The following is a 25,258-nucleotide window of genomic DNA, read 5'->3' as shown; positions in this document are numbered from 1 at the left end:
TAACCGCCTATAGAATGCCTACTCACGTTTTAATTGCCGACGATGATCCGAGTATACTGCTGTCATTAGAGTTTTTAATGAAGAAACAAGGCTATCAGGTACTGATAGCCCGCGATGGCAGCGAAGCATTTGACTTAATACAGCAACATCGCCCTACTGTACTGCTGCTTGATATTATGATGCCGGGTATGAATGGCTATGAGTTGTGTAAATACGTTCGCAAAACCCCCGGCTTTGAACAAACGAAAGTGATTTTCCTGAGTGCGAAAAGTAAAGAGAGCGATGTAAAACTCGGGTACGAAGCCGGAGCGGACCTGTACTTGCCCAAACCCTTCTCTACCCGTGAACTGGTTGCTAAGGTTCGTGACCTGATACCTGCTGAATTGCCCGCAAATAATACCTGAATTGGACCTATCAATCCCTAGTGCCATGAATACACCCACCCGTACCTACGCTAATGAACACACCTACAGCCTCTCAGACCCGACTGCCTTCTGGGCCGAACAGGCTGACAGAATCCCCTGGTACGAAACGCCCACCCAAATCCTGACCACAGATGAGGAAGGGCTAACCCGCTGGTATACCGATGGTGTTCTTAATACATGCTATGCCGCCGTAGATTATCACGCCGACAATGGCCGCGCCGACCAGAATGCACTTATATATGACTCTCCGGTAACGGGCATAAAACAGGCCTTCACCTATGGGCAACTTCGCGATGAAGTCGCGCGGCTGGCAGGTGCCCTCCGCTCAATGGGCGTTGAAAAAGGCGATACGGTGGTTATTTATATGCCCATGATCCCCGAAACAGCTTTTGCTATGCTGGCCTGCGCTCGCTTAGGGGCTGTTCACTCGGTTGTTTTTGGCGGCTTTGCTCCCCATGAACTAGCCATCCGTATTGACGATGCACAACCTAAAGTCGTGTTATCGGCATCCTGTGGCATTGAAATCGACCGCGTTATACCCTATAAACCACTGCTTGATGAAGCCCTTTCTCTGGCAACCCATCAGCCCGCGCATACTCTGATCTTACAACGCCCACAATGTACGGCAACGTTGCAGGCTGGTCGCGATCTCGACTGGCAGGAATCAGTTTCGCAGGCCGAACCAGCCGGGTGCGTGCCGGTCAAGGCTACCGATCCACTCTACATCTTATATACTTCGGGCACCACGGGCAAACCCAAAGGAATTGTGCGCGACAACGGGGGCCATGCAGTATCTATGGTCTATAGTATGGTGGCTGTTTATGACCTCAAACCGGGCGATGTGATGTTTACGGCATCTGATTTCGGCTGGGCAGTTGGCCATAGTTATTCGGTGTATGCACCCTTGCTAAGGGGCTGCACATCGGTTATTCTGGAAGGCAAACCCGTCCGGACACCCGACGCCGGTACGTTCTGGCGAATTATCAGTGACTATAAGGTCGATGTCCTGTTTACGGCACCAACCGCTTTCCGTGCGATTCGGAAAGAAGACCCCGAGGCATCGCTGCGCCACCAGTACGACCTCTCCACGCTGCGGTATGTATTCGTGGCTGGTGAACGCTGCGACCCATCCACGCTTAACTGGCTCGAACAGACAACGGGTGTTCCGGTTATTGACAACTGGTGGCAAACTGAAACAGGCTGGCCAATTGTGGCCAATCCGGTGGGCATTAAATTACAGGAAGTCAAAGCCGGATCGGCAACGTGGCCTACGGCAGGCTACGATTTACAGATTCTGGACGAACACGGGCAGCAGGTTGGTCCCACTACAACCGGATATGTATGTCTAAAGCTGCCGCTTCCCCCAGGCTGCCTGCCTACCCTATGGCGCGATACGCCCCGTTTCCACTCATCGTATATGAGTCGGTTTCCGGGCTATTATTTGTCGGGCGATGGAGGTTATGTTGACGACGACGGGTATGTATTTATCATGGGGCGCGTCGATGATGTCATTAATGTGGCCGGGCACCGATTATCTACCGGTGAGATGGAAGAATTAGTTGGCAGTCATACGGCAGTTGCCGAGTGTGCCGTGGTAGGTATCGCCTGCGACTTGCGCGGGCAGCGCCCAATTGGTTTCGTGGTCCTGAAAGACGGCCAGACCATCACCCCCGATCAGGTAGAGAAAGAATTGATCGCGTTGATTCGTAAACAGATTGGCGCCATTGCCTGTTTCCAGCAAGCCCTGACTGTGAAGCGATTACCGAAGACCCGCTCAGGAAAAATTCTCCGAAAAACGATTCGGCAGTTAGCCGATGGCGAAGCTTTCACACTCCCTCCTACCATCGACGATCCGGCTATTCTGGACGAGATAAAAGCCAGCTTGCAGGAACGTCATATAGGGCTTGCCTTTGCGTAAAAAGAGCCATCTATAGCAAATAAGCAACATTACCGGCTTCTAGTGCCCTAAAATTCAACAGACCGTTTTACCTTTAACGGTCGAATGCAATAATTCCCCAATAACGTCACAAACCCATGCGTATCCGAACCTTTGACGAATACCAAACAGCCTACCAAAAAAGTGTTGAAGACCCAGAATCTTTCTGGGCCGAGATAGCCCAGGAATTTCAGTGGACCAAACCATGGACCAAAACCCTTCAATGGAACTTCAATGAACCGAACATAAAGTGGTTCGTTGGCGGTAAACTTAACATTACGGAGAATTGCCTCGACCGGCACTTAGCCACGCAGGGCGATGAACCCGCTATTATCTGGGAGCCGAATGACCCCAATGAAGCGGGCGTAACGCTCACCTACCGGATGCTTCACGATCAGGTTTGCCGGTTTGCCAATGTGTTGAAACGGAATGGTGTTGTAAAAGGTGACCGAGTATGTATTTACATGCCAATGGTGCCCGAACTGGCCATTGCCGTGCTGGCCTGTGCCCGGATCGGGGCGATCCATTCGGTGGTATTCGGCGGATTTTCGGCGCAAAGCATTGCCGACCGCATCAATGACGCTCAATGTAAACTCATCATTACGTCGGACGGTGCCTACCGGGGAAATAAAGAAATTCCAATGAAAAACACGGTCGACGATGCGTTGATCGGTTGCCCAAGTGTTAAACGAGTTATTGTACTTACCCGTACCCGTACGCCAGTGTCGATGCTCAAAGGACGCGACGTATGGTGGGAGCAGGAACTCAAGCAGGTAACCGCCGACTGCCCCGCCGAGGTGATGGATGCCGAAGATATGCTGTTTATTTTGTACACTTCCGGCTCAACCGGCAAGCCAAAAGGCGTTGTGCATACCTGTGGAGGCTACATGGTTTATGCCGCTTATACATTCCAGAATGTGTTTCAGTATGAGAAGGACGGTCCGACGGGTCGGCAGGTTTTCTTCTGTACTGCCGACATTGGCTGGATCACGGGGCACTCCTATATCGTTTATGGCCCGCTGGCCTGTGGGGGCACGTCGCTGATTTTTGAAGGTGTTCCTACTTACCCTGATGCCGGACGTTTCTGGGATATTGTCGACAAGCATAAAGTAAATACGCTTTACACCGCTCCAACGGCGATTCGCTCGCTGATGGGTTTTGGATTAGATAAAGTTGAAAATCACGACCTGAGCAGTTTGCAGGTGCTTGGCTCTGTAGGCGAACCAATCAACGAAGAAGCCTGGCATTGGTACGACGATCACATTGGCAAGAACAACTGCCCGATTGTCGATACTTGGTGGCAGACCGAAACGGGAGGCATCCTGATTTCGCCCCTGGCCGGTATTACCAAAACAAAACCAAGTTACGCAACGCTTCCTTTGCCTGGTGTCCAACCAATTCTGGTGGACGAAAATGGCGTCGAGATTGAAGGCAATGGCGTTAGTGGAAACTTGTGTATGAAGTTCCCCTGGCCGGGTATTCTTCGGACAACCTACGGCGACCACGAACGTTGCCGCCAGACGTATTTCGCGACTTATCCGGGTCTGTATTTTACCGGCGACGGTTGCATGCGTGATGAAGATGGATATTACCGGATCACAGGCCGCGTGGATGACGTACTGAACGTATCGGGTCACCGCATTGGCACTGCCGAAGTCGAAAACGCAATCAACATGCACACGGGTGTGGTTGAAAGCGCGGTGGTGGGTTACCCGCACGACATTAAAGGACAGGGCATTTACGCCTACATTATTGCCGAGCAGTTCCCTGAAGGTCACGATGCCGACCTTACCAAACGGGATATCCTGGCGACGGTAACCCGCGTTATCGGGCCCATTGCCAAGCCTGACAAAATACAGTTCGTAACAGGCTTACCAAAAACCCGTTCCGGCAAAATCATGCGCCGGATTCTGCGCAAGATTGCCGAAGGCGAAACCAGTAATATGGGAGATACCTCAACCCTGCTCGATCCTGCCGTAGTGGAGGACATAATGAAAGGGGCTTTATAAAAAACTTGTGATTTGTTGTTTTCAATTGCGTCGGGCGGAAACGTCCGACGCTTTTTTTGTTTCTGCGCAAATTTGTTCAGTTAGTAGGCAGGAATATAAGCATAGAGCGCCTGGTCTATGACCTGACCATCTTTGATGGCACTTCGACGCATGATGCCCTCGCGTTGGTAGCCTGCTTTTTCGAGCACTTTCATTGACGCCGTATTGCGAAGAAAGGGAACGGCATACAGGCGCGTTAGCTTAAATTCATCAGCGGCATAGCGGGTGAAGGTTTTTAGTGCTGCCGTAAGTATGCCACGCCCCCAATAGGCTTGTCCCAACCAGTAGCCCACTTCAGCCGAACAACGCTCGATGTCCTCTTGGAGTACTAAACCTATAGCCCCTACGGCTTTTCCGTCAACACTGATCGCGAAGGTTATTTCAGGAATGGCACCCACGATAGATTCAAGCCATTGTTGAGCATCGGCCTGCGTGTAAGGGTGTGGAAAGTGATCTCGCAGGTTCAGCCAGATCTCTTTGTTGTTAGCGTGTTGAGCTATTGTCCGTTCATCGCTCTGTTGAAAGGAACGGATGATGCATAATTCGCAGTCAATTGACATAGCCATAACAGTTATTTTCATGCCTGTTGATACTACTAATCAAAAGCTTTTGTTTGGCGCAACTGTCCTCTAAAAATCAAGTAGATAATCCATCCAAACGGAATAATTAAACTAATAAAGCACCACAACGTCTTTGTCTGAAAAGATAGTTGATGTTTGTAAAGCTGAACCAAAGCAAAAATAACCCCAAGTAGGTACAGGAGATTTACAAGTTGCCAGAGCATCAAACCTAAGTCAGGGGTTAGTAGCATATAGTAAGAGGTTTTGACTTTTTCATTAAATTAATCAAGGGATATAATTGACTGCCAATAGATTCCCATTTGACCTCTGTGATTCAAGTCACTTTGCTCAACTTGGCGAATGATTGTACCATAGTCTAATCTACTTTCAAGAAATTTCTGAAGATTGACGCAGTCTTCAAAACGATCAAATACAAATTCCAAGTCTGAATAATAACTCACCATTGCATACAGTTCAGGATCAATTTTATTCTGGCCAATATTGTCATCCAGAGCATCTATTATTACTTTCTCTAACCTCGTATCAATATCACTAATACCGCTCAAGTAAGAAGGCTCTACAAGGACGTACCATTGTAAAAACAAACCTCGCTTTAAAGCTTCGCTATTTTTTTTTGCAAGCTCAGCATACCGTGCATGTATTGATTTGTAAGCATCAACTATTCCCTTAATTTCTGATTGCCTTACTTTTTCTTCTATCGAACCTGCTATGTTATTGATTTGGGAAAGTAAATTGTTTTCCTCTTTATCCAGCTGATCTAAAATCATACTATGGTTTAGAAACTGTACTATAATTAGTCCTTTACTAAACTGCCAGAAACGTTAACCAGCTCCAATTTGGCAAAACATTTCATAAGGGTATTCTCCTCACCGTTACTCTTCCAGAATCTCGGCCAATACAGTCTCAAATCCAACCATGACCTCCTCGCCCGACAGCGTTTCAGTAAAGGTTTTTGTTTCGACCGTTTGGTCTGGGCGGTAGATATAGGTTAGTTTTTCTTCAGGTGAAATCAGCCATGCCAACCGGACACCATTGCTGAGCCACTTCTCCATCTTCTCTTTAACAACGTCAAGATTATCGGAGTCACTAGCTAATTCGAGGACAAAATCCGGTGCCAGATGCGGGAAGGAATGTTTCTCTTTTTTACTCAACGCATCCCACTGTTCGCGCCGTATCCAGGCCACGTCGGGTGCTTTCATGGATTTGTCTTTCAGGAAAAACCCACCGTTCGAGTCAATGACTTTACCGGCTTTTGTCTTGCGGTTCCAGATAACGAACTCGCCATTCAACTCGCTATTATTCGTACTCGTTAAAAGGTGGGTGGGAGACATATTAATATACAAAATACCGTTCTCGTCGCGTTCAATGGTTAGTTCAGGATTAGCCAGACAGAACCGGACTAATTCATCATCGGTAAAACCGTCGAGTTGAGGTATGTGCAATGGGAGTTGCATGGGCAGGTGTGTTATCAGCTAATACCAAATCTACTGAATCATACTATGCAATCAAAACGAATGACCCGCTTCACACATAGCGTAGCCAACCAATTTCAGTGTGAGCGGCCTTGTACTTCCCATACCATTTGCAGAGCGGGTATAGCAGAATGACCAGCCCGAGCCAGACGGCATAGACGCCCACCAGCGAGATACCCGCGTGCTCAGGCCGGCCGAAGTTAAGAGGGCCAGACGGCAGATCGGCCAGCGAATATCCCTGAAGCAAACTCATGCCAATCATGGACAAATGCACCAGATACCAATGGATGATGTAATAAAACATAGGCACTTTACCATACACGGTAAAAATGCGGGTAAGCGCATTCTCTTTCCCATCAATAGCTGATAGGAATACCAGCATCAGGCCAAGCATGAGCAATGTGTACAACAGCGAAGGCGGATATTTGGTGACGTTGATGAACGAAAAGAAAGTGAATAGCTCTGTTTTCTGAACAGACCAGGGCGCCGGATCGCCATACAAGTTCAGGTAACGCAACAATACAAACAGGAGTAGCGCCCCAAATCCGATACGCAGCACAAATGGTTTCCGCTGTTCCATCGGTCGCTCCATTAATTGGCCAAAGGCAAAGCCAACGAGCATAATACCCAGCCAGGGAATCAGCGGATACGCAGCTAACAGGGCAAAGTGCGGACTGATAGGCAAGAAATCCGTTCGGAAAAATAAGGCCCACAACAGTTTAGGTACGGGTTCGGTAAACGGAGGAACGGCCTGCAGTATGTTATGTCCGAATACAATGGCTACCCCTATAATACCCACCCATTTGACGGGAAGTTTCGCCAGTAGTGAAAGAACAACCAATCCACCACCGATGGCGTAAATAACCTGTAGCATCAGGGATTGAAAATGAATGTCGAACCAGAAGGCGAAGTTGACAACCGTAAGTTCGAGTAGAATCAAAACCAAACCTCGTTTCAGCAGAAACCGTCGGCCCGATGCACTATCTGTACCAGTCGCACTTTGCTTTCGTAAGGAAAGATAGGCCGACGTACCCGATAAAAAAACGAACGTGGGCGCACATAAATGGGTAATCCACCGGGTCATAAAAATGGCCGGTGTCGTTGTCGCCAGATCGGTCGGATTTTGCGTAAGGGCGGGTGTGTGCAAAAGGTCACGAACGTGATCAAGGGCCATTATAACCATGACCAGCCCACGTGTTATGTCAATAGCGGTTACGCGCTTCATGTATTGATTGGTCATTATAGTGATGCCGTAGTACCGACCGTCCCGGTCGGGCGAGGAACGGTAGAACACACGCCCGACCGGGACGGTCGGTACTACAAGCTATTTCTTATACCGGCATTTTGTATTGTCAGCTTTTACATAATACGATTTGTAATTCAACGCTTTAGGGTTCATACAGCCGACTAGATCTAACACCTCAATATTCCGAAAATCAATAGGATGGCTTTCGGCCTGTAACGCCAGAAACCCGCTGCCAAGTGGCGTATTGGCCTGGCTGATCCAGTGATTTGCGGCAGTTGCTCCAAATCGTCCTGAATCCCAGTCACTGGTAGGGCTTACGAATCCGCCACCAACTTGTGGTCGTTGGTATGTCAACACGGTGTCGCCGTTGATCAAATGGTGCACAATCGAATCGCCCATCACGATCGCTTCAGCGGTAACCCATTGGTCGCCATCATACGTTTTCGAATCGGAGTCCGTGCAATGTTCGGGGCGGAGTTTATCTCCTATAAACACTTGCGTACCCGGCGTACACAGGTTACCCGTATGGCGCTCACCTTTACCTAGGCCACCCAGCAACTGCATTTCCAGAGAGACAGGGAACGTTTGATTGAGCGATAAACTTTCTGCCGATTGGGAGTGAAGCATAATACCGCTATTCCGTACATTCCAGGAGTCGCCACCGGGCGTTTGATTGCCTAAAAACCGATATTGGAACCGTACGCGATAGTATGAGTAGGGCTTTTTATAGTATATGTGCCCATATTTAAAATCAAACGTTTTGTACTGGTCATACACAACACGCATGATACCATTCTCGACTCGAAAGGTGTTCTGGTAATTGTCGTTGAGCGGTCGACCAGCAATTTTTATATCCCAGTCTTTCAAATCTTTCCCATTAAAAATCGACACCCATTCTTCTTTACTGGCAGCTTTTTGGGCAAAAGCCATCGTGAAGGTCGTCAAACAAAGGAGAAGTATGTTAAGTGAGATTTTCATGTAAGAAGATAGATAGTGGGAAAAATAGGAACACAGATGGAACGGATTGGACGGATTAGCACAGATAAAGTTGACGTTACAAATCTGTGTTGATCTGTTCAATCCGTTCCATCTGTGTTCCGATAACTTAATTTAACACTTCGACGGTATTTAATTCAGGACCGCCACCGTGATTGGCCGAGCCTGCCACAATGTAGATTTTACCATCATGAACAACGGCCTGCGTACCATGTCGACCTTGTTTCAGGGTTGGGCCTGTTGTCCATTTATTGGTTTTTGGATCGAGTGCTTCGGCTTCGTTATGGGCCAGTAACTGCACGGTTTCACCACCAATAATCCAGACTTTTCCGCCCTGCGTTACGGCTGTAGCACCTGCTCGCTGAGTCGGGATATTCGATGAAGCGGGTAACGTTTCCCAACGTCCTGTTTTGAAATCGTAAACATCGACTTCAGCAATAGTTGTCTCCAGCACCTTATTGATACGAGCTGTCGAATTACGTCCGCCAGCCAAGTATAGCTTATCATCAACAACGGCGGCTGTAATGTGGTCGCGGGTGCGGGGGGCATCGGCCAGGCGTTTCCAGGTGTTCGTTTTTGGGTCATACTCATCCAACCAAGCGACATGACCATCAAAATGGCCATCAATAATCCCGCAGGCCACATAGATTTTGTTTTTATAAACGACCACGCCCGCCGATCCCCGAAGCCGCTCTTTCGGAATTTCCGGTCCCATTCGCCATTTTCCCTGCTTAGGACTATAGATGTAAATATTCGGAATAGGCGTTTCGTGTGGATATTTACCCTGAAAAGCGCCAATAACATACAACTCCCCGCCATAGGTAATAGCCTGAAAATGATTCATTTCGAGCGGTGGAGTGGGCAGTGTTTGCCAAACCAGCGTCTTCAGGTTCAGCGCTTCTAACGGTTTGATACCACGACCTCCTACCGCATACAAACTATCGCCAATGAGCGTAGCCGCATTTTCGTGGCGGGTTGAACATGTATTTTGCGTGGTAACGGGTTCCCAGGTTTGGGCTTTTGCGGTAAGGCTGATGCCGACCAGACCCAGAAAACAGAGGTAATGCACCTTCATAAATGCCAATATATAGAGGAATAAAGTGACTGGTTAACAAACCAGAAGTTTGCCCGATACTACTCTAACTTGTTATCACTTTGCTGACCTGTATAGTGAATCTCCGGGAAGCAGGAAGTGATCAAAATGACAACATCAAGCGGCTTATGTATCCCTTACGGAAGCATTTACCCTTTTACTCGACCGGTATAACCGTCGAATTTTTAACATCGGCCATGACAAAAAAGCTACTAATGTGTAGTGTACCGGGAATGACCGACAATTGCTCCTGATAAAAATAATTATAGGACTCCATGTCCTTGCTAACGATTTTGATCAGGTAATCGAACGTCCCCGAAACCCGGTTGCATTCCAGCACATCCGGCAAAACGCGTACAGCCGTTTCAAAATCGGCGAAGGCGTCGCGGGTTTGCCGGTCGAGTGTTACCTGACAAAAAACGATCAGTAAATTCCCGAGTTTTTTCTTGTCAAGGATCGTTACATAGCGCTCGATAATGCCTTCTCGTTCAAGTCTTTTTATGCGCTCATGAACGGGGGTCTTAGACAAATTAATCTTTTGACCTATTTCCTGTATGGTTAGTCGAGCATTCTGCTGTAGTAAAGTAAGGATTCGGCGATCCGTTTTATCTAAAATTTCCATAAAGGCATTTTTACGGCTTATTCTCGTTTATCTGGCAATCATTAGATTTATTTCCGTTAAATAAGCACATAATTAGGTATTTTTCCTAAAAAATACCATTCTATTAGAAAACAACAACGGTGAACATACCTTTGTAATGCTTAATCGCGAAATCTTCCAAACGCATTCATTCGTCATGGTCATTGGTGTTCCAAAAGAAATCAAAAACAACGAGAACCGTGTGGCACTAACGCCCGCTGGTGTAACCGAACTACGTAAGCATGGCCACACGGTCTATGTACAGGTAAATGCCGGTGAAGGTAGTGGGTTCGAGGACGAAGAGTACATCGCGGCTGGTGCCATTATGCTGCCAACCATTGAAGCAGTGTATAACATCGCCGAAATGATCATGAAGGTTAAGGAGCCTATTGCTTCCGAATACGATTTGATCAAGCAAGACCAGTTGCTGTTTACCTATTTCCACTTCGCTTCATCGGAGGAACTGACGCAGGCCATGCTGGCGAAAGGGGCTGTTTGCCTGGCCTACGAAACCGTTGAGCGCCCGGACCGCAGCTTGCCGTTGCTAGTTCCCATGTCGGAAGTAGCTGGCCGGATGGCGGTTCAGGAAGGTGCTAAATATTTAGAAAAACCATTGAAAGGCCGGGGCATTCTGCTCGGTGGCGTTCCGGGTGTGAAACCTGCCAACGTTCTTATTTTAGGCGGTGGTATTGTAGGTACCCAAGCGGCTAAAATGGCTGCTGGTCTGGGAGCACACGTTACGATCATGGATGTCAGCCTGGCCCGTTTACGTTACCTGTCAGACATTATGCCACCAAACGTGCAAACGATGATGTCGAACGAATACAACATTCGGGAGATGATCAAAGTCTGTGACCTGATCGTTGGTGCGGTGTTGATTCCAGGGGCTAAAGCGCCACACCTTATTACACGGGAGATGTTGAAACTGATGCGTGCCGGTACGGTGCTGGTAGACGTAGCTGTTGACCAGGGCGGTTGCATTGAAACCTGCTCGCCTACTACCCACGAAAATCCAACCTTCATCATTGACGGTGTCGTTCATTACTGCGTTGCCAACATGCCGGGTGCTGTTCCATACACAAGCACGCTGGCCTTGACCAATGCGACGTTGCCTTATGCACTTCAATTAGCCAACAAAGGCTGGCAGCAAGCCTGCCGCGACAATTCTGACCTGAAACTGGGCCTGAATGTAGTCGATGGCAAGATTGTGTATAAAGGTGTTGCTGATGCATTCAATTTGCCATTGACTGACGTAAGCACGGTGCTTACCGAAGAAGAAATGGCTTAATAAAAATATTACTTATTCATCGACAGACGCAGGTCGCATTCGCAAGAGTGCGGCCTTTTTTTTGTAGTTTAATGGCAATTATCTCTCTGTCATATGAATACACAACCGAACACAGGTATTCCCACACTCTATGAATGGGCGGGGGGTATGGAGAAATTTGAAGCCTGGACCGACTTATTTTACCAGCGGGTTCACCAGGATTCTGAACTTGAGCCCGTTTTTCGGGGTATGTCACCCGAACATACGCGTCATGTGGCTCATTTTATTGCCGAGGTCTTCCGGGGGCCATCGACATACAGCACAGAAGAAGGCAGTCATTATGAAATGATCCATCATCATCTGGGAAAAAACTTAACCGAACAGCAACGCCAACGCTGGATTGGCCTGATTCTGGACACGGCCGACATAGTTGGCTTACCCGATGATCCGGAATTTCGTTCTGCACTGGTTGGCTATCTGGAGTGGGGTTCCAGGCTTGCCGTTATTAATTCACGAGAGAATATCGTGAGTGAACAGGTAGATGCGCCTATGCCAACCTGGGGCTGGGGCGAAACAGGCGGACCTTACATTCCGTAGGTGGGCCTACAAATATTGTTTCACCAGGGTACGCCACTCTTCGTCCAGAGAGCCCTCAAAAAAGGGTGCTTTAGCCCGCCGGTACCAGTAATTCGCATTGAATCGATCACCTTCTTTGCGGTGCAGATAAGCGTGTAATCGATCATACGTCTGTTCGCCCTCACGGCTTTGGGCAATGTTGTGCGCTTGTTCCCAATTAGCATTGGCATCGTACCAAAGCCCCTGTACCACCGGATGCAAGTCGGCCGGGGGTTGGGCTTGTGAAAGCGTGGCCGTAAATTGATCGAATGTCATTTTGTAGCAAATTTAGCTGGTATAGAAGCGTTAAAGGCAAAAACTGGTGGTATACAGTAAGATGGCTACGGTAAATAACAGGAAGCCTTTTACAACCAATTTTCGTGAAGGATCCCGCTCAGTTGGGCATAAGGAACCGTGACTTGAATCGGCCCGACGGCGTAAGCAGCTATCTCGTAAGGGTTATAGTAAAATATCAGCCCGCTGGTACTCATACCGATGTTGGCCGGTAAAAAGAATCGGCCGTCATGAAGAAAATAACCTTTCTCTTCAAGATTATTCTGTGGCTGTAAGTCCTGTTGCTTCCGAAACGCTTTTTCAACGACCCTGAGCAAAGCGGTCGTGTCCGATACCATATCGGCCAGGGTAATTATTTTTCCTGTTTCCCGATTGAAGTTATAAAAAGATACACTGGAGTTTGGATGCGCACCGCCTGTGTAAGCAAACGTTTCGTATTTAACCGACAAGGTTTTGGGACCGGCATGCAGTGTGTCAGCGGTAGTTTTCACTTCCCAGCAACCACTTAAATTACCCATATCCTTTCGCACGATTTCGTAATCGGTCGCAAATAAGGTAGCTGCTTTCGCTAAATCAGTCTGTACATCGGGGTGCTCGGCTACGGTTTCATTGTCGAGCCAGCCAACAATACTGTTAACGGCAAGACGGCGCAAACTATCATTTATTTTCCGGTCGCCTTCTGTATCACTCTTCAGAAGTACATATGCAACAGAAACATCTACGCCCGCATTTTTAGTGGTATCGCAGCGGCTCGATCCGGTAAAGGTAAAGTTCTGTTTATCCAAAACGGGTGGCTCTGAATCCGTAGACTGACAAGCCGAAACTATATTGATTAAGCCAAAGAGAAGGATGGCCAGCGTATTCTTCATAGACCGTTGTCGTAATCGTGGCACCTGGTTTCGAGGTAAGTTATTCTACAAACCAAGTGCCACAACACTACAAACTTAACAAATCTTTAAACCGAATAGCCTGTCGGCGGCTAATTTCGATTTTATCTCCTCCTCGCAGCGTGACCAATAACCCCCCGCTAAACCAGGGCTCAATTTTTTCAATCCACTGCAAATTAATGATATGCTTGCGGTTTGCCCGGAAAAACGTAGCGGGGTTCAGACGATCTTCCAGTGCGTTCAACGACTTGAGAACCAGTGGCTTTTGATCATCAAAATACAGCCGGACATAGTTACCCATCGACTCGAACAACCGCACTTTACCCAGTTTAACAAACCAGCATTTTTCGCCATCCTTCACAAATACCTGGTCATTTTCGCCTAATATTTTTGTTGAAATTCCTGATGAAGCACCACCGGATGTTTCCTGGCTATGCTGCTCCTCCTCTACCCGATGGATAGCCTCCGACAGTCGCGCTAACTCAACAGGCTTGAGCAGATAATCGAGCGCGTTAAACTCAAACGCTTTAATCGCGTATTCATCAAATGCCGTGGTAAAGATCACCTCCGGCGTTTTGCCTTCAATAGACTGCAGCAACTCAAAGCCATTTTTGCCGGGCATCTGAATGTCTAAAAATAACAGGTCCGGTTCAAGCTCTTCAATCATAGGAAGGGCTTCATCTGCATTGGCGGCTTCGCCAATAATCTGGATTTTGGGGAAATTCTCAAGCAGCCGACGCAATTCGTTGCGGGCCAGTCGCTCGTCGTCAATGATAAGGGTTTTCATTTTTATTTGCGTTAGACGTTGGACGAGAGGAGGTATAAAAAGATGTCATTTAGCGTATGTCAGCCTTCATTTTAAACTCCTGACCCCTATTTCCTTTCGACGGAATATGCCCTCCGACTGGGCGGGAATAGTGATTTCGGCACAAACAACAGGGCTACCGTTCTGGAGTTCGTTTTCCTGGAAAATATGAAACTTCGCATCAGGCCCGTACAGCAGTTCAAGACGCTGTGCCGTATTAGCTAAGCCGAAGCCCCCGGAAGCTTCCTTATCTCCCAAAACACCTGTGTTTCGAATAATTATGTGAAGTTTATCGGCTACCAGGCTGGATTTTACTTCGATAAAGCCGCCACCCACCGCCGTTGATACCCCATGTTTGATCGCATTTTCGACCAGTGTTTGCAGCATCATAGGCGGCACTTGCCAGTATAAAGTTCTGCCATCAAGCTCAATGTGCGAAACCAGCCGCTCCTCATAACGGACTTTTTCGAGGTCTAAGTAATCCTCTACCGTTTTAATTTCCTCGCGTAACTCAACTGTTTTCCGCCGGTCGGCCAGTAGTGAGTTACGCAGTAAATTAGAGAGTTGCGTAATGCTTTGCTGTGCTTTTGTGGGATTTTCATACACCAGTGCCCGAATACTGTTGAGGGCGTTAAAGACAAAGTGCGGATTCAACTGCGACCGCAACACTTTGGCCTCTGTTTCGCGAATGCTGGTTTTTAATAGGATTTTTTCGATCTCGGCATTCCGGTTTTCTTCCACATAATGGTAAGCGGTATAGCTCAACACCCAGGCAAGCATGGTTTTACCCCAAGTCATAATGTAGCCAAACAATAGCCAGGGTTCGCCCATCAAATGTTGCGGAACGATAAGCCGGTCCATGGGCAAATTCACCATGGTCATGATCAGGGCAAGCACAAAAACGGACAGTAAAACGCGTGGGGCAAGTCGAAAAAACGGTAGCTGCACCCAGTTCCACCGCCTGATCATGAGCCGGTAGAGATGCGTTAGGGAAATGCCAAGAAAAATATTGACAATGGCTAAGTACAGTTCATCAGCTTGGAAACCATCTTCAAACAGATAGGCCAGATACTCCACCAAAATGAGGAGCGACCAGCCGAATAACTGACAAAACCAATATATTTTTTGCTTAGACATGCCTTTCTGTTACGGTCCTTATACCAGTTGGTAAACGAATATACAGACTAAGGGCCGGGCCGGGCGGTATATACTACACCAATGGAAAAAAAGGAGGAAGGCCGGAAAACTAACTAGTCGAAGAGAAAACGGGAAGGACGAAAAATCTTATTGACTCATCGCCCTTCCAGTTTTTCAGGCCAATGCCAGGGACAGCAAATGGGCGGTGTCATTGGCCAGTTCTATTGTGAACAGGGCCGAATCGTAATCGTATTGGAGTTTATAAAGGCAGAGGTTACTGTGCTCGAACTGATCCATTTTCGAGAGCGGCCGGTTGGTGATCCAACATAGCAAAATACGCATGGCGCGTCCGTGCATGGCCACTAGCACGGTCTCTTCCTCTGGATGCGACAAAATAATATCTACAGCCACTTTTTGTCGGGCGGCCACCTGTTCGGGGCTTTCACCCCCATCGGTTGTTTTGGCCGTGTTGCCCGACTCCCAGGCTTCGATCAGATCGCGGTAATACTCATTGTCCAGATTACCGGGCGCTTTGCCCTCCATAACACCCCAGCTTATCTCATTGAGGCCGGTCAGCTTTTCGAACGGTAATCCCAGTTCAATAAAAGGTTCGGCGGTTTGGTAGGTTCGCTTCAGTCCAGAAATGTAAATCTTGCTGAATGGCACATGCTGATAGGCCTGAAAAAAAGCCTGAGCCTGCGCCCGTCCCATATCGTTGAGGTCTGAATCAACGCCACTTCCCTGCACGACGCCCCGCCGGTTGTAGTCAGTTTCGCCGTGGCGAATCAGATAAATTGTTTTTTGCATCAAACGTATTGGCTTGCCTATTGGCAAATTTTTCCAAATTTGAGTGCGAAATTACAAAAAACACGCGCCTAATGAAAGCTGACTTCGATCTGACTGCACTTGATTTTCTCCATACCGATTCAATCAGTAAACTTCTTGGTATTGAATTTATTGAAGCGGGCGAAGGGTATTTGATTGCCCGCATGCCCGTTGACCAACGAACGCATCAACCTTTTGGCATTTTGCACGGGGGAGCCTCGGTGGTGTTAGCCGAAACACTGGGCAGTGTAGCGTCTTTTATGCTATTGGACGACCCCACCAAACAACGGGCAGTTGGTCTTGAGATCAATGCCAATCACATTCGCTCGGTGCGTGAAGGTTGGGTTTACGGGCGCTGCACACCCATTCATATCGGCCGCACAACCCACATCTGGGATATCCGTATTACCGATGAGCAGGGCAAACTGGTCTGTGTAAGTCGGCTAACCATTGCCGTTATTGGGAGTTAACGTATAAAAGCGTACATAGCGGTTACTCCCATAAACAGTTGCCAGATGGTCATTCACCAGGATGCTTCATTCCGTATTAGCTCCAAGTCTCAGTGGCTCCACTGGTTAATACTTTCGTTGCTTTTTATATCGACGATCTTCATTCCCTTCCTAGTTGCTACTGCCGGGCAGTTATATCCTGATCTCAATATAGTATTGACATTCTCCTCGGCAACTGGTTTTATATGGTTGATGATTGTATTTGAATTCGGTCGCCATACGGTATTTGTCCGACTCGAACGTGACCCGTTCGTCGTTAAAAAATTTCTGCAAAGGCCGGAACGGTTTCCATACAGCACTATTACCGCCCACAATGAGCACATGGAAGTTGGCAAAAATGGCTCCTTCCAGGTGCTAACCGTGTATATGACCGATAGTTATTTCATCGTTAAATCAAGTGATTTTCAAGCGTATGAGCAGTTAAGGGATCACCTATGTCAGTATGGGGAACCCGTCCCTTTTGTCAAAGTAGTGACGTTGTCGGAAAGGAACCGAATCCGCTGGCTTACGGGCGGGCTAGCCTTGTTAAGCATAGGAAACATCGTCTTTGGCTATGTTGCGTATGAGCCTATAGATAAAAATCCCGCCCAACTTGTTTCAGTAATAGATACCATTACCCAGGTGAGGGAAAACAGGAATAAAGGCAAACTAACAGGTGTAACTATCTCCTTGCATGCCTTCCCGGATTTCTCGTTTTTAGTTTCCCGTAAAAATTACGATGTCCGTTTAGATGGGCTAAAGTCAGCAATAGCTTCTGAGCGCCCGGTGCAACTACTAATTCGGGCCAGCGACTTTCGCAAAAAACTAGCCAGAACAGAAGCACTCACTATTGGCGACAAGTATATTAATTACAAGCAGATTTTAGTTTTTGGCGTTGAGCAGGGAAATACCGTTCACCTCCAAACGCCCGAACCGGTTTATGAGACCACCTATACCAATCCAACCCAACGTGCATTCCTGTTCGGCATTCTGCTGCTTTTCTGTTGGACAGGCTGGGTTTATATCGACCGCCACAAGGTTATCGGGGCGAATTGATACAGAACCCCGCTTACTTTTTCCGTACCTTCGCGCTCCCAAACGTTGAGACCAATATCACCTCAGCAACACTAGTATGAATCAGAAAATCCGGCGCGAAGATGCCCTTGATTATCACTCCAAAGGGCGTCCGGGTAAATTAGAAGTCATTCCCACAAAAGAATACAGCACCCAGCGCGACCTGTCATTAGCCTACTCCCCCGGCGTAGCCGAACCTTGCCTGGCAATTGAAGCCAACCCCGACGATGCCTTTAAATACACCGCCAAGGGAAACCTAGTAGCGGTTATCAGTAATGGTACGGCTGTTCTGGGGCTGGGCGATATTGGCCCCGCAGCCAGTAAACCTGTCATGGAAGGCAAGGGCTTGCTGTTTAAAATTTATGCCGATATCGATGTGTTCGACATTGAGTTGAATACCAAAAACATCGACGAGTTTGTCCGCACGGTCAAAATTATGGAACCGACTTTTGGCGGGGTCAACCTCGAAGACATAAAAGCGCCGGAATGTTTCGAAATTGAGGAGCGACTCAAACGAGATATGAATATCCCGGTCATGCACGACGACCAGCATGGTACGGCCATAGTGAGCGGGGCGGCACTTCTTAACGCGCTCGAACTGGTCGACAAACCTATTGCAACAGCCAAATTTGTAATTCTGGGCGCTGGAGCAGCCGCTATTTCCTGTACCCGCCAATATGTGGCATTAGGTGCCAAACACGAGAACATTGTGATGTTCGACGTGAACGGGCCGCTTCGCGCCGACCGCACCGACCTGAGCGAGATCATGCGTCCGTTTGCTACCACGCGGGATATAAACTCACTGGACGATGCCTTTGCCGGAGCGGACGTATTCGTTGGCTTATCGAAAGGCGGTATCGTGAATCAGGATCTGATTCGGGCGATGGCTCCCAACGCGATTGTATTTGCGATGGCAAACCCAACGCCCGAAATCGGCTATGACGAAGCGATGGCTGCCCGCCCCGATATTATCATGGCAACGGGTCGCTCAGACTACCCCAACCAGGTGAACAATGTGCTTGGTTTTCCTTACATTTTTCGGGGTGCGCTGGACGTTCGGGCTACCGAAATCAACGAAGCGATGAAACTGGCGGCTACCTACGCACTGGCCGACTTAGCCAAGAAACCCGTGCCCGATCTGGTCAATCTGGCCTACGGCGAATCGAATATGATTTTTGGGCGAACCTATATTCTGCCTAAGCCTGTTGATCCTCGACTACTTTCGACGGTAGCACCAGCCGTAGCAAAGGCGGCTATAGACTCCGGGGTGGCTCGGTTGCCCATCACCGATTGGGACGCTTATGAACAACAGCTTGCCCGCCGATTGGGACAGGATAATCAGATTTCGCGGGTTATATTAACGAAAGCGAAAGCGAATCCAAAACGGGTTGTCTTTGCCGATGCCGAAAACCTGAAAGTACTGAAAGCCGCCCAACAAGTGCGGGACGAAGGTATTGCGCGTCCAATTCTATTGGGCGACCGAAAAAAAATCGAGCAGCTTATTCAGGAGAATAGCCTCGACTTGGGCCAGATTCCAATTCTCGACCCTCGTTCGCCCGATCAGGTAGGATTGATCGATCGCTTTACGAGCGTTTATTTCGATAAGCGTAAGCGTAAAGGCGTTAACGTTACCGAAGCTCGGAAGATGATGTATTACCGCAACTACTTCGGTGCGATGATGGTCGAAACGGGTGAAGCCGACGCCTTGATTTCGGGTCTGACGAGTTCCTACCCCGAAACGATCCGACCCGCGCTGCAGATAATTGGTAAAGAGCCGGGCGTTAAGCGGGTTGCCGGTATGTACATTCTGCTCACTAAACGCGGGCCGCTTTTCTTCTCCGACACAACGGTCAACTTCAACCCCACCGCCGAAGAAATTGTCGAGATAACCGAGCTAACGGCTCAAACTGTTGAACGGTTCAATATCAAGCCACGCATTGCCCTGGTCACGTACTCGAACTTTGGGAGCGCACAGGGCGAAGATGCCGAGAAGATGAACCGTGCGGTTGAGATTCTGCAACAAAAACACCCCGACATGATTGTTGATGGTGAAATTCAGGCTCACTTAGCCTTTAATACAGAACTACTACAACAAAATCACCCGTTCAGCAAGCTGGTTGGCGAAGGCGCCAATACGCTTATATTCCCGAACCTGTCGGCGGCAAACATCGCCTACAACTTAATGAGCGAAGCCGCCGGTTTCGATGCCATTGGGCCTATTTTGCTCGGTATCCGCAAACCGGTATATGTGCTGCAGTTAGGCTCGTCGGAACGAGAAATCGTTAATATGGTCGCCATTGCGGTGGTCGAAGCACAGGGAAAATAACTATAAAAGGAGGAAAGGGAGAAGGGAGAAAAGGGACGAGAGGAATAATACCTTTCCTCCTTCCTCCTTTTCTTCCATCCTCCCCAACCAAAATATGGCACGAATCTTAACCGGTATTCAAAGCAGCGGGCGACCGCATTTAGGCAATATTCTGGGGGCAATTAAACCCGCCATCGACTTGTCGAAACACCCTGACAATGAGTCCTTTTTATTCATCGCTGACCTTCACTCCCTCACCACCATTAAGGATGGTTCTATGCGTCGGGAGTTTACACGGGCGGTAGCGTCGACCTGGCTGGCGTTTGGCCTGGATACGGAGAAAAACACATTCTGGCGGCAGTCTCGCGTGGCCGAGCACACGGAGTTGTCCTGGCATCTGAGTTGCTTCACGCCCATTCCGATGCTGAATAACGCGACCTCGTTTAAGGAAAAATCGGAGCGCTCCAGCGGCCCGGTCAATACGGGTTTGTTCGTCTATCCGGTTTTGCAGGCGGCCGATATTTTGCTGTACGACGCCGAAATAATTCCAGTGGGAAAAGACCAGCGTCAGCATATCGAAATGACCCGTGATATTGCCAGTATTTTCAATCGGCAGTACGACGACGAGGTTTTTGTACTGCCCGAAGCCCGAATCGACAACCGCCTGATGACGATACCCGGCATTGATGGAGCGAAAATGAGCAAGTCATACAACAACTATATTGACATTTTCCTATCCGAAAATGAATTGTGGAAAGTAATCAAAAAGATTAAATCGGATTCTACGCCCCTCGAGGAACCAAAGAATCCGGATACTGACATCACGTTCCAGTTGTATTCGTTACTGGCCTCCGACGAACAGATTGCCGACATGCGCGGGTTATATGAAGGCGGTAATTTTGGCTACGGTACAGCGAAAAAAGCCTTCTACGAACTCATTTTAACGCTGTTTGCTGCCGAGCGCGAGCGATTTGATTATTATATGACGAACAATGACGCTCTTGAGGCCGAGCTTCGGGCTGGCGAAGAAAAGGCACGGGTAGTAGCGGGTAAAACCATAGCGCGTGTTAGGAAAAAACTCGGCTTTAACTAGCTGTTAGCCAGAAAACTACCGTTAACTCAGTTCATTTGGGAAGGGTGTGCATATTAGCTTACTTTCAGCTTGCTAGCTGATTATATGACCACTATTAACACCCCACACAATGAACAGCCTATCCTCTACCTACAATCTGAACTCTGTTCAGCTAAATCATCGTGAACGCCATTTTTTACAATTGGCCTGTTCCGAGCTAACCTACGTTCAAATTGCCGACAAAATGTGCGTTAGCCCCCGCACTGTCGACGGTTATCGCGAAGCTTTATTTGAACGATACAATATAAAAAGTCGGGTTGGCCTGGCTCTGTGGGCCGTAAAAACAGGTATCGTTTCTCTATAAAAAGAGGTGTCCTTTTGAAAAGGACACCTCTTTTTAGTTTGACGGATTAGGATTCCCGGGTGGCCGGCGGGCCGTATTCCGGATGTTTACCAGTTTAAGCAGCAGATCAAACCAGAAGGGAGCACCAAAGGAAAGGGCCGCTGTAGTTAATACCCAGCCTAAAATGGCCAAGCACCAGGATTGACCAGGTTGAAATGGAGATTTCCCTTCGCCCGATACCCAGCCAATTGGCAAGCTGAGTTCGGCAACGTTTTCCTGAACAAAGCGTAGATAAGCCGTTTGTACCGCTATGCTGTCAAGTCCGGTCAGGTTTGGTTTAACTACAAACTTTTTCGAATCAGTAGTATCTACCAATGTCACGTCATTCGTATGAAGATACTCAACGAATTTTATGTCTTTGGCAAAGGTTTCTCCGCCATTTTTTGTCGTCATTATTGCTTGAGCTACAACCCGGTCGCGTAGGCCATTGTCATTAAAAAGCCTGTTCGTCAAATGAATTGTATCTACATTTAAGGCGATGGCAACGAGTGCAGCTACTACCCATACTACTCCCTGAGCATATCGTTTAAACCAGCCGGAAACTTGCTCCATATAGCCATTGTACCACTTTTCCAACTCAGCTTTAAACGTTTTAAAATCATCGGACTTGGCGAGTATTGGCCGAATCAATTCCTTTACAGCCTCATCCTTATGATTTAGGGCTGCCTGCTTAATCTTTTCAAATACCTGCTCCGTCGGCTTTCCGTCGCCTACTAGCGGAGAGCCATCGGCTTTTGCCAGCAGATCAATCACCACGGTCGAAAATGAATCGGCAGACAGGTAATTCACAGGTTTATTAAATCCCCAAAACTTATCTTCTTTCACTTTAGTAAGCTGGTGGTTGAAGAAATCAGTAGCATTTCCACCCAATATTTTAGTCAGGGCTTTACGAAGCAGGCTGGCACGTTGCTCAGAAAGGCTGTTGATAAGCTCAACAATTCCCGAGACAAACATGCTGAAAACGAAAAAGATGAAAATGAGTCCTATTGCTACATCGAGCAGGGTAGAGATGTTGATATTCATGGCAAAAGGTGGTTTAAGATGTGCCTCTAAAGTTAATTATTAACAGAGAAGCATTTCATTGTCAATACGTTAACCTCGTAAATACGGGATTTTTCTTGGCCAATACGTCAACTCTTACCTTAATGTCGTTTCAAATACTATCCTGGCGTGTATCTTCGCAGCCACAATTTCTACCCAGCTATGAGCTCAACACCCATTCACGAAATCGCCGGTCTTATTGACCATGCCCTGCTGCATCCTACCCTTACCGATACCGAATTACGGGCGGGCTGCGAAGAGGCATTGATCTATGAAGTAGCTTCGGTTTGCATTAAACCCTATGCCGTATCATTGGCACGCGATATACTGGCCGGTTCGCGGGTTCGGGTAGGTACGGTTGTTGGCTTTCCACACGGCAGTAATGCCCTGCCGGTAAAAATTGCCGAAACGGTGCAGGCCTGCCGCGATGGAGCCGTTGAAATCGATATGGTTGTGAACATAGGTAAGGTGCTAAGCGAAGACTGGTCGTATATAACGAATGAGATCCAGGCCATACAGTACACCTGCCAGACCGAAGGGGCAATTCTGAAGGTCATTTTCGAGACCGATTATTTACCCGACGACACTCACAAAATACGACTCTGCCAGATTTGCACAGATGCGGGCGTAGCCTTCGTAAAAACCTCTACGGGTTTCGGTTTCGTGAAGGGTGCTGATGGTAAATATGAGTATAAAGGCGCTATAGAACATGATTTGCGGCTGATGCTCAGCCATGTTGGTCTGGGTGTTCAGGTCAAAGCATCGGGAGGAATCCGCACGCTGGATGAGCTATTGGCGGTATGCAACATGGGAGTCGCTCGTGTAGGCACTTCATCAACGGCTGCGATCATTCGGGAGGCCAATCGCCGGGCCGGAATTGCCCCGGAGCACACGCCTACCTCATTCAGGATCGAATCAACAGGGTATTGAGCCAATTTGTGGTTTTCAGCAGCTACATTTATTCGTTCCCGATCTACCGCATCAGCTTACTATTCCCTCAAAATCGTACTTCGTAAATCCATAAATCGTACCTCTGTTTATGCTTAATCTCGGTTTTGTTTCGGCCATTCTGGCCGATTATGATCTCAATGGTGTGTTGAAATTTGCCTCGGAGCATAAGTTTAGCTGTGTTGAACTCATGTGCTGGCCGTCGGGCAATGCCGATGCACGCCGATATGCGGGCGTGACCCATATTGACGTTAATAACCTGCACGTCGATCAGGTCCATACGCTAACCCGACTTTACAATGTTTCGATTTCAGGACTGGGTTACTACCCAAATCCACTAGACCCCAACCCGGAACAGGCCGAATTCTATCGCGAACACATCAAACAGATTATCCGGGCGGCTGCCAAGTTGGGCGTTCCGGTGGTAAACACCTTTATTGGTCGGAATCCCTCGCTGAGCATTGCCGATAATCTGAAACTATATGCTGAGCACTGGCCCGCTATCGTCAAAGTAGCCGAAGAGTGTAACGTTAAAATTGGTATTGAAAACTGTCCGATGTGGTTTACGGACGACGAATGGCCCGGCGGCAAAAACCTCGCGACCACTCCCGCCATCTGGGATCGGATGTTCGAGATCATTCCCTCGCGGGCGTTGGGCCTGAACTACGACCCAAGCCACCTGATCTGGCAAATGATGGACGAAGTAAAACCCATCTATGATTATCGCGACCGTCTGCATCACATCCACCTGAAAGACGTAAAATTATACCGCGACAAGTTGAACCGGGTGGGTATTATAGCGAACCCGCTGGAGTATCATTCCCCCAAACTTCCGGGTCTGGGCGACGTGCGCTGGCGTGACTTTTTTGCGGCTCTGACCGACGTTCGCTACCGTGGACCCGTTTGTATTGAGGTCGAAGATAAAGCGTATGAAAGCCATCCCCAGGATGTTAAAACGGCCATTCTGACCGCCCGGAATTACTTGAGTCAGTTTTTGGTATTGTAATTCATGATTGATACGCTTAACCAACTCGACATCGACCTGTTTCTTTGGCTCAATGGTCGTTATACACCCTGGCTTGATCCGATAATGATCTGGATTACAGAGCGTAACAGCTGGTTTCCGCTGTATGCGCTGCTAATCGGCTGGCTCATCTACCGATATAGAAAACAGGCTGTCGGGTATATTTTGACAATCATCTTTTCGGTTGCGGTTGCCGATCAGCTAGCCTCGTCGGTGATTAAGCCCCTCACCCACCGACTTCGTCCCTGCCACGAACTGTCACTGCAAAAACTGATTCATCCCGTGCTCGAATGTGGTGGACAGTACGGTTTCTGCTCGTCTCACGCGTCCACTACGTTCGCTCTGGCGGCAAGCCTCTGGTTAATGCTGGGCAAACAACACTCCTGGCTGAGATGGGGATTTTTATGGGCGGCCACCGTGTCGTATAGCCGAATTTATGTGGCCGCTCACTATCCACTTGACGTGCTTGCCGGAACCGGTGTTGGTATTTTATCGGCTACCCTCTGCGTGTTTGTTCTGAACAAATGGCAGACTCGTTCAGAAGCTCAAAAACTGATCTGATACCTTTCCCCAACAACTACCGCTAAACAGTAACAATCATGCCCGCATTCAGTTGTAGACGTTGAAACGTCCGGT

27 protein-coding genes are annotated in these 25,258 nt (G+C 48.2%); 13 read left to right on the top strand and 14 right to left on the bottom strand.

Going from position 1 to position 25,258, the window contains the following annotated elements:
- Nucleotides 1-14 precede the first annotated feature (14 nt).
- The 3 genes from CWM47_RS25885 (at nt 15) to acs (ending at nt 4,370) form a co-directional block, all read left to right on the top strand.
- Complete coding sequence (locus tag CWM47_RS25885) at nt 15-404, top strand: response regulator transcription factor (protein WP_100991323.1); 390 nt, start codon at nt 15-17, stop codon at nt 402-404.
- 25 nt (nt 405-429) lie between these two features.
- Nucleotides 430-2,343 carry a propionyl-CoA synthetase gene (locus tag CWM47_RS25880; protein ID WP_100991321.1) on the top strand — a complete coding sequence of 638 codons (1,914 nt, stop codon included), beginning with the start codon at nt 430-432 and terminating at the stop codon, nt 2,341-2,343.
- A gap of 116 nt (nt 2,344-2,459) precedes the next feature.
- The gene (gene acs / locus CWM47_RS25875) at nt 2,460-4,370 is read left to right on the top strand and encodes an acetate--CoA ligase (protein ID WP_100991319.1); all 1,911 of its coding nucleotides are present in this window, start codon (nt 2,460-2,462) and stop codon (nt 4,368-4,370) included.
- An 80-nt stretch (nt 4,371-4,450) separates the two neighbouring features.
- Here acs and CWM47_RS25870 read toward each other — a convergent pair whose 3' ends face one another.
- From CWM47_RS25870 to CWM47_RS25835, 8 genes are all read right to left on the bottom strand, one after another.
- The gene (locus CWM47_RS25870; RefSeq protein ID WP_240625476.1) at nt 4,451-4,990 is read right to left on the bottom strand and encodes a GNAT family N-acetyltransferase; all 540 of its coding nucleotides are present in this window, start codon (nt 4,988-4,990) and stop codon (nt 4,451-4,453) included.
- 14 nt (nt 4,991-5,004) lie between these two features.
- The gene (locus CWM47_RS40340) at nt 5,005-5,193 is read right to left on the bottom strand and encodes a PLDc N-terminal domain-containing protein (protein ID WP_394342025.1); all 189 of its coding nucleotides are present in this window, start codon (nt 5,191-5,193) and stop codon (nt 5,005-5,007) included.
- Nucleotides 5,194-5,250: 57 nt separating this feature from the next.
- Complete coding sequence (locus tag CWM47_RS25860; protein ID WP_100991315.1) at nt 5,251-5,757, bottom strand: hypothetical protein; 507 nt, start codon at nt 5,755-5,757, stop codon at nt 5,251-5,253.
- Nucleotides 5,758-5,862: 105 nt separating this feature from the next.
- Nucleotides 5,863-6,444: a Uma2 family endonuclease gene (locus CWM47_RS25855; RefSeq protein ID WP_100991313.1), complete on the bottom strand. Its 582-nt coding sequence runs from the start codon at nt 6,442-6,444 to the stop codon at nt 5,863-5,865.
- Nucleotides 6,445-6,514: 70 nt separating this feature from the next.
- On the bottom strand, nt 6,515-7,687 hold the full coding sequence (locus CWM47_RS25850; RefSeq protein ID WP_100991311.1) for a DUF1624 domain-containing protein: 1,173 nt from the start codon (nt 7,685-7,687) through the stop codon (nt 6,515-6,517).
- 99 nt (nt 7,688-7,786) lie between these two features.
- The gene (locus CWM47_RS25845; protein WP_100991309.1) at nt 7,787-8,686 is read right to left on the bottom strand and encodes a 3-keto-disaccharide hydrolase; all 900 of its coding nucleotides are present in this window, start codon (nt 8,684-8,686) and stop codon (nt 7,787-7,789) included.
- 127 nt (nt 8,687-8,813) lie between these two features.
- A complete protein-coding gene (locus CWM47_RS25840; protein WP_100991307.1) occupies nt 8,814-9,779 on the bottom strand; it encodes a Kelch repeat-containing protein in 966 nt (321 codons plus the stop codon).
- Nucleotides 9,780-9,954: 175 nt separating this feature from the next.
- Entirely contained in the window at nt 9,955-10,419 is a 465-nt protein-coding gene (locus CWM47_RS25835; RefSeq protein ID WP_100991305.1) for an Lrp/AsnC family transcriptional regulator, read from the bottom strand.
- 175 nt (nt 10,420-10,594) lie between these two features.
- Here CWM47_RS25835 and ald point away from each other — a divergent pair, with 175 nt between their 5' ends.
- The gene (ald, locus tag CWM47_RS25830; RefSeq protein ID WP_100994051.1) at nt 10,595-11,725 is read left to right on the top strand and encodes an alanine dehydrogenase; all 1,131 of its coding nucleotides are present in this window, start codon (nt 10,595-10,597) and stop codon (nt 11,723-11,725) included.
- A 93-nt stretch (nt 11,726-11,818) separates the two neighbouring features.
- Entirely contained in the window at nt 11,819-12,301 is a 483-nt protein-coding gene (locus tag CWM47_RS25825) for a group II truncated hemoglobin (RefSeq protein WP_100991303.1), read from the top strand.
- Nucleotides 12,302-12,307: 6 nt separating this feature from the next.
- Here CWM47_RS25825 and CWM47_RS25820 read toward each other — a convergent pair whose 3' ends face one another.
- The 5 genes from CWM47_RS25820 to CWM47_RS25800 form a co-directional block, all read right to left on the bottom strand.
- Nucleotides 12,308-12,595, bottom strand: a complete 288-nt coding sequence (locus tag CWM47_RS25820) for a hypothetical protein (RefSeq protein WP_100991301.1) — start codon at nt 12,593-12,595, stop codon at nt 12,308-12,310.
- An 89-nt stretch (nt 12,596-12,684) separates the two neighbouring features.
- Entirely contained in the window at nt 12,685-13,482 is a 798-nt protein-coding gene (locus CWM47_RS25815; RefSeq protein WP_100991299.1) for a DUF3298 and DUF4163 domain-containing protein, read from the bottom strand.
- A 67-nt stretch (nt 13,483-13,549) separates the two neighbouring features.
- Nucleotides 13,550-14,287: a LytR/AlgR family response regulator transcription factor gene (locus CWM47_RS25810; RefSeq protein WP_100991297.1), complete on the bottom strand. Its 738-nt coding sequence runs from the start codon at nt 14,285-14,287 to the stop codon at nt 13,550-13,552.
- A gap of 66 nt (nt 14,288-14,353) precedes the next feature.
- The gene (locus CWM47_RS25805) at nt 14,354-15,442 is read right to left on the bottom strand and encodes a sensor histidine kinase (protein WP_100991295.1); all 1,089 of its coding nucleotides are present in this window, start codon (nt 15,440-15,442) and stop codon (nt 14,354-14,356) included.
- A gap of 174 nt (nt 15,443-15,616) precedes the next feature.
- Nucleotides 15,617-16,252, bottom strand: a complete 636-nt coding sequence (locus CWM47_RS25800) for a histidine phosphatase family protein (RefSeq protein WP_100991293.1) — start codon at nt 16,250-16,252, stop codon at nt 15,617-15,619.
- A gap of 68 nt (nt 16,253-16,320) precedes the next feature.
- On the opposite strand from CWM47_RS25800, the gene CWM47_RS25795 reads away from it, so the two are divergent.
- The 5 genes from CWM47_RS25795 to CWM47_RS25775 all read left to right on the top strand — a co-directional run bounded on the left by CWM47_RS25795 (nt 16,321) and on the right by CWM47_RS25775 (nt 21,570).
- Entirely contained in the window at nt 16,321-16,737 is a 417-nt protein-coding gene (locus CWM47_RS25795) for a hotdog fold thioesterase (protein WP_100991291.1), read from the top strand.
- Nucleotides 16,738-16,782: 45 nt separating this feature from the next.
- Nucleotides 16,783-17,811, top strand: a complete 1,029-nt coding sequence (locus tag CWM47_RS25790; protein WP_100991289.1) for a hypothetical protein — start codon at nt 16,783-16,785, stop codon at nt 17,809-17,811.
- A 76-nt stretch (nt 17,812-17,887) separates the two neighbouring features.
- Nucleotides 17,888-20,155, top strand: coding sequence for an NADP-dependent malic enzyme (locus tag CWM47_RS25785; protein WP_100991287.1), 2,268 nt, complete (start codon nt 17,888-17,890; stop codon nt 20,153-20,155).
- A 94-nt stretch (nt 20,156-20,249) separates the two neighbouring features.
- Complete coding sequence (trpS, locus tag CWM47_RS25780) at nt 20,250-21,227, top strand: tryptophan--tRNA ligase (protein ID WP_100991284.1); 978 nt, start codon at nt 20,250-20,252, stop codon at nt 21,225-21,227.
- Nucleotides 21,228-21,336: 109 nt separating this feature from the next.
- The gene (locus CWM47_RS25775) at nt 21,337-21,570 is read left to right on the top strand and encodes a response regulator transcription factor (protein ID WP_100991282.1); all 234 of its coding nucleotides are present in this window, start codon (nt 21,337-21,339) and stop codon (nt 21,568-21,570) included.
- Nucleotides 21,571-21,603: 33 nt separating this feature from the next.
- On the opposite strand, the gene CWM47_RS25770 is transcribed toward CWM47_RS25775, so the two are convergent.
- Nucleotides 21,604-22,632, bottom strand: a complete 1,029-nt coding sequence (locus CWM47_RS25770; protein WP_100991280.1) for a hypothetical protein — start codon at nt 22,630-22,632, stop codon at nt 21,604-21,606.
- A gap of 180 nt (nt 22,633-22,812) precedes the next feature.
- Here CWM47_RS25770 and deoC point away from each other — a divergent pair, with 180 nt between their 5' ends.
- From deoC to CWM47_RS25755, 3 genes are all read left to right on the top strand, one after another.
- Nucleotides 22,813-23,580, top strand: coding sequence for a deoxyribose-phosphate aldolase (deoC, locus tag CWM47_RS25765; RefSeq protein WP_100991278.1), 768 nt, complete (start codon nt 22,813-22,815; stop codon nt 23,578-23,580).
- A 109-nt stretch (nt 23,581-23,689) separates the two neighbouring features.
- Nucleotides 23,690-24,604 carry a sugar phosphate isomerase/epimerase family protein gene (locus tag CWM47_RS25760; RefSeq protein WP_100991276.1) on the top strand — a complete coding sequence of 305 codons (915 nt, stop codon included), beginning with the start codon at nt 23,690-23,692 and terminating at the stop codon, nt 24,602-24,604.
- Between the two features lie 3 nt (nt 24,605-24,607).
- Entirely contained in the window at nt 24,608-25,183 is a 576-nt protein-coding gene (locus tag CWM47_RS25755) for a phosphatase PAP2 family protein (RefSeq protein WP_100991274.1), read from the top strand.
- Nucleotides 25,184-25,258 lie beyond the last annotated feature (75 nt).

Source organism: Spirosoma pollinicola (assembly GCF_002831565.1).
Taxonomy (GTDB): domain Bacteria; phylum Bacteroidota; class Bacteroidia; order Cytophagales; family Spirosomataceae; genus Spirosoma; species Spirosoma pollinicola.
Note: the sequence above shows the minus strand (reverse complement) of the source record. Positions and strands in the feature narration are given on the sequence as shown.